The 11449-nt window shown below is 36.8% G+C and carries 5 protein-coding genes; 4 read left to right on the plus strand and 1 reads right to left on the minus strand.

Annotated features, from left to right (window positions below):
- Positions 1-8 precede the first annotated feature (8 nt).
- Positions 9-5183 carry an Ig-like domain-containing protein gene (locus ACO052_RS14735; RefSeq protein WP_422104545.1) on the minus strand — a complete coding sequence of 1725 codons (5175 nt, stop codon included), beginning with the start codon at positions 5181-5183 and terminating at the stop codon, positions 9-11.
- Positions 5184-5548: 365 nt separating this feature from the next.
- Between ACO052_RS14735 and asnB the strand changes: the two genes are divergently transcribed.
- The 4 genes from asnB to ACO052_RS14755 all read left to right on the plus strand — a co-directional run bounded on the left by asnB (position 5549) and on the right by ACO052_RS14755 (position 11313).
- Positions 5549-7363, plus strand: a complete 1815-nt coding sequence (asnB, locus tag ACO052_RS14740; protein ID WP_422104546.1) for an asparagine synthase (glutamine-hydrolyzing) — start codon at positions 5549-5551, stop codon at positions 7361-7363.
- A gap of 278 nt (positions 7364-7641) precedes the next feature.
- Complete coding sequence (locus ACO052_RS14745) at positions 7642-8631, plus strand: glycosyltransferase (RefSeq protein WP_422104547.1); 990 nt, start codon at positions 7642-7644, stop codon at positions 8629-8631.
- A gap of 29 nt (positions 8632-8660) precedes the next feature.
- On the plus strand, positions 8661-10205 hold the full coding sequence (locus tag ACO052_RS14750; RefSeq protein ID WP_422104548.1) for a hypothetical protein: 1545 nt from the start codon (positions 8661-8663) through the stop codon (positions 10203-10205).
- A 10-nt stretch (positions 10206-10215) separates the two neighbouring features.
- A complete protein-coding gene (locus ACO052_RS14755; RefSeq protein WP_422104549.1) occupies positions 10216-11313 on the plus strand; it encodes a glycosyltransferase family 4 protein in 1098 nt (365 codons plus the stop codon).
- Positions 11314-11449 lie beyond the last annotated feature (136 nt).

An 11449-nucleotide genomic window follows, 5' to 3' on the forward strand; every position in this document is an offset into this window, starting at 1 on the left:
AACTCGTCTTATTTCACCATTATCTTTTTGGAAATTTCCTGTCTTACATCCACTAGCTTCAAGTAGTACATGCCAGGATGTAGTTCACTTACATTGATACGTCTTGTACCAACCGTACCAAGATTTTCATTAGAGATAATATCAGAATAAATTAGTTTCCCTGTGATATCGTATAAGTAAATTCTTGAAAGTGCTATTGAGCCCGCTAGTCTTACATTTACAATATCTGAACTGGGGTTAGGATATACACTAAACTCAAAATCTAGTGGTTCAAAGTCTCCAGGATCACCAGGATCAATATCCTCTACACAGTTGTCATCCACATAAACGGTTACCGAATCCTCGTCGAAATCCAAGGCATTAAAGACGGTTACCGTATACTCCGTAGTTTCATTTGGTGATACTTGTATGGATTGCGTCTCTTCACCTGTACTCCAAAAATACTCATCGCCTCCAGACGCTGTTAAAGTAACTACTTCTCCTAAGCATATATCTACATCTTCGCCTGCATTGGCAATAACTTCTGGTATCACATTAACGGTCACCTGTTTTTCGTCATAACAATCTCCGATGTATCCTCTCACTTCATAAGTTGTTGTCTGAGATGGACTAACCGCAATATTGGGTTGGGTAGCCCCATTATCCCATTCGTAAGTATTGGCACCTGTAGCTGATAAGGTTACAAAATCACCACTCATTATATCCACACTTTCCCCATTTAAAATAACCACATCTGGATTGGGGTCTACATAAATGGTGACCTCATCAGTGGCTTCTTGGGTCCCTTGGGTTACTGTCACCGTATAGGTCGTCGTTGATAATGGGCTTACGACTATGCTTTGTGTTGTTTCGCCAGTACTCCATAAATAACTATCTCCTGCTGTAGCCGTTAAAACAATTTCATAAGTGTCATCTTCGCATACATGCTCATCACTACCCGCGGATACGACGAATGGTTCTTCGACTGTAATGGTAACTTGTGCTTCCGCTGAGCAGTTCCCAATGGTACCTGTAACCGTATAGATGGTGGTCACACTTGGACTAACGACTATACTGCTTGTTGTTTCACCCGTATTCCAAAGATAAGTATCGGCTCCATCTACAGCTAAGGTGATGGAATCCCCTTCGATAATGGTTGTATTCTCATTTAAAGTAAGTTGTGGGCTTGGTGTGACACTTACAGTAACGGTGTCTGAATCCGTATTACCATAATCGTCCCCAACGGTCACTGAATAAGTTGTCGTATTGGATGGTGATACTACGATTTGTGCTGTTGTTTCACCTGTATTCCATACATAGGTTGTACCACCTGTAGCGGTTAAAGTCACACTTTCGCCACTACATATAGAGACATCCTCGCCTGCATCGGCAATAACTTCTGGTATAACCGTCACTGTAACTTCTTCTAGATCTTCGCAAATACCGTTTGATGATACGACCGTATAGGTGGTTGTTACACTTGGACTTACAGTAATGCTTGCGCTGGTTTCACCAGTATTCCATAAGTAGTTATTACCACCACTGGCTGTAAGCGTGGTCGACTCGCCTTCAAATATTATAATATCATCGCTAACACTTATATCTGGGGTCTCAATAACTGTCACCGTAACACTGTCCTCATCAGTATAGCCATAGTCGTCTTCAACAGTGACTGTATAGGTTGTGGTTACAGATGGAGAGACCACGAGTTGCGCTGTAGTATCGCCTGTGTTCCACAAATAGGTTGAACCTCCAGTAGCGTTCAAAGTCGTACTTTCACCACTACAAATCGTAACGTCTTCACCTGCATCTGCAACAACTTCTGGTATAATTGTAACCGTAACTTGCTCTATATCTGCACAGCCACCTACTGCGGTCGAAACCACGGTATATGTGGTAGTCGCTGTTGGTGTTACTGTTATTGAAGCTGTGGTATCACCAGTACTCCATAAATAATTATCTCCTCCACTTGCACTGAGCGTTACTGTTTCTCCTTCTAGAATAGCGACATCATCGCTCACTGTAATATCTGGAGTTTCGTTCACCGTAATGGTGACACTATCTGAATCTGTATAACCGTAGTCATCTTCTACAGTGACTGTATAAGTTGTAGTAACTGTAGGTGCTACTATAATTTCCGCTGTTGTATCACCGGTGTCCCAAAGGTAAGTTACGCCTCCAGTAGCTGTTAATGTCACATTTTCTCCGGCACAAATAGTTACATCGTTCCCCGCATCGGCAACCACTTCTGGAATAACTGTAACTGTTACCTCTTCAGTACTCGAACAACCGTTTGTGCTTATAGAAGTCACTGTATACGTTGTGGTTACTAATGGTGAAACCGTAATAAATGGTGTTGTTTCACCTGTACTCCACAGATAGTTGTCACTACCCGTGACTCCTAATGTGGTCGAACCGCCCTCTACAAGAACTACATCATCACTAACGGTAATATTTGGTATCTCGTTAACAAAGACTGTAACACTATCAGTGCTAGAGCAATTGTTTGTGCTGACCTCAACGGTATAAATAGTCTCTGTGGTAGGACTGACTTGGATAGCTTCGGTAGTTTCACCTGTACTCCACAAATAGTCTGTACCGCCACTTGCCGTTAAAGTTACTGTTTCTCCTTCGCATATATCTTGATCTTCACCGGCATCAGCTACTGGGATGGGGTTCACTGTGACGACGACGCTGTCTTCATCAAAGTTACCATCATTATCAAATACCGTTACTGTATAGGTTGTTGTCGTTGTTGGGCTGACTTCAATCGAAGCGGTGGTTTCGCCTGTATCCCATAAAAAGTTGGGCCCACCAGAAGCAGTCAGTGTTACGGTCTCTCCCTCGCAAATATCTTGGTCTGGACCAGCATTGGCAACGGGCAAAGTGCTGAAAAAAAAAGTGAGTGAAAAATTGTCTACGGCAACAATATCGCCCGAAGCGCCATTATTACTGTAATAGGTAACGGTAAAATTATAGGTGCCCGCTTCTACAATATAAGGTTCAAAATCTAGGCCTACATGTCCATTTGGTAGCCCTGCGTATAGCGGGTCACTTTCTACCCAAATACCACTGGTCGGTCCTGTCCATACAACTTCAACGCTCTCTACTCCTGGATTGACATCTCCTCCTTCGGGTATGCTTCTAAAATTAATCCCACTACTTTCATTTCCTAAATTAATCGAATCATCACCAACAATATCATGAATAATTATATCCGTATCCGCATTATAAAGCTGATAGGTACCATAGAAATCATCAACAACGGTAATTGTTGAACTATCGGAAAACCCACCATCATTGGCCGTAAACGTAATTATGGCGGAACCTTCACTAACTGATGATACCAAGCCATCGTTGCTCACTACGGCAACGGTTTCATCGCTACTTGTCCATGTACCAGAGGTATCTGTTGTATTAACAGGTGCAAAATCGATATTCAATTGATAATTTTCCCCTAAATCCATGGTCACTGCATCGGGCGTAACGGCTACAGACTCTAGTGGGATAACAATATTGGTCACCGTTATTATCGATGTATCCGTAAAACCACCATCTGAAGTCGTAAATGTAATGGTTGCCGTACCTGCAGCAACAGGTGTGACCACACCACCATTGTTGACCGTGGCTATAGATGCATCACTGGTGCTCCAAATTCCATTTTGATTAGTAGCATTGTCGGGTAGTACCTCAGCTATCAATTGTACAGTTTCAGGAATATTTATGGTTGCAGTTGGAGGTGTGACTTCGACTCCGGTGACCTCAACAGAAGGAATTCCATTGGTATCCACTTGATTCAGAAAGTCCTCTAAATCTGTATAGCCATTTCCATTTGAGTCGACAGTTCCATCATTATTTAAAGTACTAAAAGTTGCTAGTTCCCATTCATCTGCCATACCATCTAAATCAGTATCATAATCAGTGGGTCTTGATGAAGTGGTTAAAACGGCGACTGGATAAGGTTCGGCTAAATTTTCTGTTCTTATATCTTGATTCATATTATCGAGCCATTCCGTATCAAACTGGTCTCTATTTATAGAAAGACTACCATCTGAATTAAGACTTTTGAATGCTCCTGAATTATTTGGTACAGCTATTTTAGCCTCGTCTGCTGTAATCATTGGAAAAGATGCACCTAATATTGGAAATGGCTGACTGGCTCTAAAATTGTCAGTAAGTTGAATTCCTCGATCTATATCTCCATAAGGTGTACCAGAAACCGGTAAAAACCACTTCCAGCTTAAATAATTGTCGGCATTCATTTCTGCTAAGGTACTTGTAACCGTAAAGTTTGGCGGATCATTTCGTTCCCCTTGAACCGAAACAAGTCTATTGCCAGAAGAATAAATACTTGGCGTGGCACCATTAGAATAACTATGATGATTTAAAATTTTATCGTGTATTGGTGTACTGTAGTCGTAATAATTATTCATTTGGTTTAATTGATAACTTCCGTTACCACGTACCAACCTTTTTTCCATATTCCAGACAACGTTATTGATGATATCTATTCTACCATCCATAGCTACATTAGGGAATCTATGAGATATATTGTAAAATGTATTTTCGATGTAACTCATTTGATCGGCTCTCTCCATGAAATTATTAGAGCCATCCCCAACGATTCCACCACCACTTGTGCTTTCAGCAAAAAAGCAGTTTTGTACGGTGACATTATTAGTATCTATCGTGGAATCCGTAATAACACTAAAGGCCTCATCCTGTCCGAAACTAAAACTACAATGATCAACTATTGTATTGGTTGCATAATATAGATTAAAGGCATCACCATTATAGGTACCGCCTCTAAAACGCAAGTATCTAACAATTATATTATTACCCTTAAGAACAACGGTTTCGCCGATAAAAGTAATACCTTGGCCTGGCGCTGTTTGACCAGCGATAGTAACATTATTAATTGTAGCATCAATTCCACTAGTTAAATTAATAACTCCACTAACATCAAAGACGATAGTTCTATTATCTCCAAGTGCATCGCGAAAACTACCTGGGCCACTATCATTTAAATTGGTAACATGTACGACAGCACCTCCTCTACCACCAATAGAGAAAGCTCCAGCACCTTTTGCAGTTGGAAAGGCTAGCTGAGCATAAGCATTAAAAGACAGTGAGGTTGCAAGAAATATATAAAATAAAATTATGCTTTTACGAGCATAGTTTAGTAGGTTAAATCGTGCTATCATAAGTTTCGAATCCTTTATTCGATTAATTTGGGGTCTACAATAAAAAAAAAATAAATTACAATTTAAGTTTAAAGACAATATAATTCGTTAATTAGCAATTTTTTGTAAGTATTTACGTAACACCTAGAATAAATCATCGATAAACTACACTTTGTACGTTTAAAAAGTCCATCTGGATTACGAAAATTTCATGTTTAACATAACAGAGAATATACTTACCAAGAGCACAAATCATAGCCTTTATTTTTATCCTAAAACTATGGATTTGTCATAATCACGGAAGAAGTATACCCTTTGAACGACTTTTAAAAAAAAAGTCATCCTATTTTGTTAAAAATTCTTTTTTTTACAAAAACCTAAAATATATGTGTGGCATATATCTAACGAACATCCCTTTTGATAAAGAAGAGGTCAAAGACAAACTTGAATCTATCGCTTACAGAGGCCCGGATTTTATGGGCATCGAAGTTATCAATAAGCTCACCCTAGGTCACCTTCGCCTATCCATATTAGATCTCGACCCCAGATCAAATCAACCGATGCACTACGAAGATCTTTCGATTGTATTTAATGGAGAGATATACAATTATAAAGATGTAAAACGTGATCTTATAGCATTAGGCTATGATTTTAAAACCGAAAGTGACACCGAAGTACTGTTAATTGGCTTTAAACATTGGGGGAAATCCGTTCTGGATAGAATCAATGGAATGTTCGCTTTTTCTATCTATAATTCGAAGGAAAATACTGTGTTTTCAGCCAGAGACCGTTTAGGGGTAAAACCTTTTTACTATTTCTGGGATGGTCATGATATAGAAATCTCTAGTCAGATAAGACCAATGCTGAAAGGAAAAGAGATCAACGAAGAAGCCATATCGATGTACCTCGATTGTATGTTTATACCTAGTCCATACACCATTGTCAATGACGTCTATAAACTTCCACCTGGCAATTATATGGAGTTGGACTTAAACACAAAAACACTTACTATCCAGGACTATTGGAATCTGCAAGATGCGAAGATCAGGGACATATCTTATGAAGATGCCAAAGAAGAGCTAAGGGCCCTTTTACTAGATGCCGTTAAGATAAGATTGCAGTCGGACGTGCCTATAGGTTCTTTTCTTTCGGGTGGAATCGACTCTGCGCTAGTATCGAGTATGGCTACTGAAGTCTCCCCTACCCAAATCAAAACCTTTTCCATTGGTTTTGATGATCCTAATTACGATGAAAGTAAGATTGCCGAACAGTATGCCAAAATCATTAATTCGCATCATACCACAACGATTTGTAGCCCAAAGGATATCTTAAATTTAATTCCAAAACTCACTAAGGTCTACGACGAACCTTTTGCCGATAGTTCTGCATTACCTTCATTATTGCTAAATAAGGTGACAAAAAATTATGTGACCGTGGCATTGTCGGGTGATGGTGGTGATGAGAGTTTTATAGGCTATACGTTTTTTGACTCTCTCATCAGGAACAAAAAAATAATGGATATCCCATATCCTATCAGAAAATTCCTGTCGCATCCTATCCTACTAAAATTATTTGGATTGAACTCTCACAGAGTTAGAAATGCCTTAAACACTAAAACCAAAAACGATTTCATCGAAAACATTTTTTCTAGAAAAGGATTCCTTCTTAAAAAGAAAAATCAAAGTTGGATGAAATACTATCAAGACTACAAAACATGGTCAAATAGTTTTCTTCAGAAAGCAGCAGATTTAAACATAAAGCTTTGGCTAGAGAATGACAGCAATGTTAAAGTAGATAGAGCTAGTATGGCCTATTCTGTTGAAGTGCGTAGCCCATTTCTCGATTACCGAGTCGTAGAGTTTGCCAGAACCTTGCCTATGGAGTATAGATATGATAAAGGAAAAATGAAGAAAATATTAAGGGATCTATTAAAAGAATATATACCAGAAGAGGTTTTTAATCAGCCCAAGAAAGGATTTGCTGTACCCATTGGCAACTGGATGCGGAATGAATTAAGGGACGCATTTTTGTCGGCCCTCAATGATGAATTTCTAAATAAAGTTCCAAACCTAAATGTCAAAAAATTTAAGGAAATTCTGGATGAACACATGAGCGGCAAAGCCGATCATACCCCCAATGTTTGGAAACTATTTGTTCTTAGTAAATGGTATGAAGAATTTGAAAGTATTAACAGAACATAATTGAAGCGCAACATAGAGCTTTCCTATTCCCTTTAATCCAAATCATTGTCAAAAATGGTCGTTAATCTTGAAAATTAATGACTTAATATAATTAAATACCATTTTTAATATTTTATCTTCATATTTGTTTCAAACTTAAAAAACCCTTAAACAACCCCAAATCACTTCATGTATAAGATCAATACGTTACATCTTTTCAGTAGATTTCAATGTCTACTAGTATCGTATATGATTACATCAGATTTTGGGATGGTATAGCATAAACTTAATTCTTTACAATGGAACCTAAAGTAAGTATTATTGTTCCCGTTTTTAATGTCGAAAATTTCTTAGAAAGATGTATAGATAGTATCCTCAATCAATCCCACGGTCATATAGAGTTGATTTTAGTAAATGATGCCTCTACGGATGGCTCTAAGGCTATATGCGATCGCTATAAAGAAAAGCATCGCAACATCAAGGTGATACATAGAGCCGAAAGTGGTGGATCTGCCAGTAAAGCAAGAAATGATGGTCTTAATGCAGCAACAGGTAGCTATATAGCCTTTGTTGATAGTGATGATTGGATACATCCAGAAATGGTAGAGACCTTATTGAAGGTACTAACAGAAAACAATACTAAGGTTGCCGAATGTGACATTCATGAAACCGATCATTATGAAATCATTCCTTTAAGTGCAGATCTCAACCAGTTCACGACTGTTGAAGGTAGACTTGAAGCATTCAAAAGAATAATAGATAATCAAAGATTTTCTGTTTGCGTCAGACTTTATGAATACAATGTATTAAAAGACATTAGATTTCCAGAAAACGTTATTTCTGAAGACGTTTATTTCACACTAGAACTAATAAAAGGCCTGGAGAATTTGGTTAGAATTAACCTGCCGCTATACTATTATTATATGACACCCAATAGTGTCACTCGAAAAGCCTATAGTTTAAAATATTTCGATTCGCTGAACTCAGGGTTACATTTGCAAAAATATGTACAGGAGAATGAACATGACCCAGAATTATTAGAAGCCACGCAAATTCATATCCTAAAAAAGCTGCTCTACCATTATAAGATGCTTAATTACTATCCTAGTATTGATCCAGATTATGTGCATAGAAAAAGAATAAAAAAGTTGATCAACAAGAATTATTTTAAACACAAGAAGCATGAGACTTACTTAAAATATGCTCACTTTTTGTCTATTAAATCGTTCGAAGCTTTGATTAATTTAAATAGGGTTAAGCATAAACTTCTAAAAACAAAGGAATTTTAAAAAAGAATTAGTTATTTGTCCCTTAAGTTATGTCTAGAGTTTCTAAATCTTTAAAAAATGCTAAGGTTGGTGCCTTTTTTTTTGTTGCATCAATTTTTGTACAATTCTTTACTAGAAAGATCTTTTTAGATGCTCTTGGCGATGAATTTATTGGGCTTACGTCTACCCTGCGCAGTATTCTAGGGTTTTTAAATTTGGCAGAATTAGGTATTGGAACAGCGATTGGTTATGCGCTATATAAACCAATTTTTGACAAAAACCAAGATGAGATTAATCGGATAATTGCCCTGCTCGGTATACTTTACAAGAGAATAGGCCTTTTTATACTTGGAGCGGGCGTACTGGTCGCTTTGTTCTTCCCATATTTCTTTGAGGATACCCAATTTTCAATCGGTCTTATTTATTTTGTGTTTTTCTCCTTCTTGTCTTCAACCTTATTGACCTATTTTGTCAATTATCATATGACCTTGCTAGAGGCAGATCAGAAAGGTTATGTGGTACAAGTCTATTTTCAAACGCTCAATATTGTAAGGCTTTTTATTCAGGCTGCCATCGCCTATTATCTTCAAGATTTTTACCTATGGATTTTTATGGAAGTTGTCTTTTCGATATTCCTGAGTATTGTTTTAAGATATAAGATTAAGCAACATTATCCATGGTTAATTATTAAAGCCAATGAGAAAGCGGATATCATTAAAAGGTATCCTGATGTTATAAAAAAAACCAAACAGCTTTTTATTCATAAAATGGGATCGTTTGTAAAAGACGGGACCGATAACATATTGGTATATGCCCTAGTAAGTTTAGAAAGTGTTGCATTCTTCGGAAACTACCAATTGATTTTTATGAAGCTCATCGGTTTAATAAAAATTACATTTTCTGGTATTGGAGCTGGTGTTGGGAATTTAGTCGCAGAAAACAACAAATCTCAAATTAACAAAGTGTTTTGGGAAATGATGGGCCTTCAATTTTTTATAGGTGGCTTTTTTAGCTTGGCCATTTATTATCTCATTAGTCCATTTATTATGTTGTGGATTGGTGACAAATATATTTTGGATGACATGATCATTTATTTAATGATAGGTAACTTTTTTATCAGTGTCATTAGATCGCCAGTTCAATATTTTCAAAATGCCTATGGCTTGTTCTCTGATGTTTGGGCACCATTTACTGAAATCATTTTAAATCTTGTCGTATCGATTATATTTGGTAAACTCTACGGTATTGCTGGCATCATGCTAGGTACTTTTTCTAGCTTAGCCGTCATAGTTTTACTATGGAAACCTTATTTTGTATACAAAAGAGGGTTTGAAAAAAGTATATGGGAATACTGGAAAGGTTTTTTATTATTGAGCGTTGTGCTCATAGTGTCATCCACATTAATCCATTTTATTGCTAGTAATTATTTAACTGTAAATGTTTCTAGCTTTTTAGGTTGGAGTTTTAGTGCAGTTAAAATAAGTGCTTTAATCATCATTATTTACGGTTCGCTTTTGTATCTTTTTTCAGTTGGATTCAGAAATATTTGCCTTAGATTCAAAGCATTGATTTTTTCAAAAATTGGAATGAAGTAATATTTAATTAATGGAGAATAAGAAATTAGCTTTTGTCATTGGTTCCCTTTCATCTGGGGGCGCCGAACGTGTCATATCAAATCTTAGCAATGAGCTTGTCAATAGATTTGATATTCTCATAATTACATTTACTAAATCAAAACCATTTTATCCGTTAGATGAGAGAATTAAAGTAATGGCCTGTAGAGATACTAATGACATACCTACGTCTATGTTTCAATCATTAAAACTAAATTACTTACTGGTTAGAAACGTTTATAGCATATTTAAGAAGGAAAAAGTCGATATCGCCATAGGCTTTATAACTTCAGCAAACATAATTACGACCATAGCAGCAAAACTATATAAAATTCCTTGTGTAATAAGCGAACGCAATAATCCATTGGTTGAAGAAGTGCCGAGATTTTGGGCCATATTAAGAACATGGGTCTATCCAATGTGCGATGCTCTTGTTTTACAAACCAATGGCATTAAAAACATCTATAAGAAGAAATTAAAAGCTCATAAAATCACCATTCTTCCCAACCCTTTGTCGACTGAACTGGCAGAAAAAAGAGATGTTTCAGTAGAAAAAGAGAAATTGATTCTAACTGTTGGCAGACTCGATATAAACAAATGTCATGAAGATTTAATCAAAGCTTATAAAGCATTAAACATTAAAGATTGGAAAGTAAAAATAATTGGGGATGGCAATAGAAAACAAGAACTATTGGCGCTAATTGATACCTACGATTTATCAAATAACATTAAAATAATATCTAAAGTTAAGGACATGGAACGCTATTATAATAGGGCAAGTATTTTTGTTTTAACATCTAGAACCGAAGGTTTTCCCAATGCTTTGTTGGAAGCTATGTATTTTGGAGTACCGTCTATTTCCTATAATTGTAATTTTGGACCATCTGACCTAATTAACGATGGAATCGACGGTTTTCTAACATCCATACATGATGTTGAGGCCCTAAAAGAAAAGCTTTTAGTACTCATGACCGATAAAGAACTAAGAGCAAAGTTTTCTTTAAAAGCAAAAGCATCTACTGAACGATTTAAAAGTGAATTCGTTGTTTCGAAATGGGAAAATTTGATTAAGGATCTAATCCATAATTAAATGTCCTATTTTTAAATAATTATCTCAGAAGGATATGATAATTTTAAGATACATAACATTCTCGCTCATAATACTAAACGTTCCAGCAATAGTTTTAGTTAAATACAACCCCTTTCTAGGGAGCTTATTGAGCTAC

Origin of the sequence: Winogradskyella sp. (assembly GCF_965228925.1) — a bacterium.
Lineage (GTDB): Bacteria > Bacteroidota > Bacteroidia > Flavobacteriales > Flavobacteriaceae > Winogradskyella.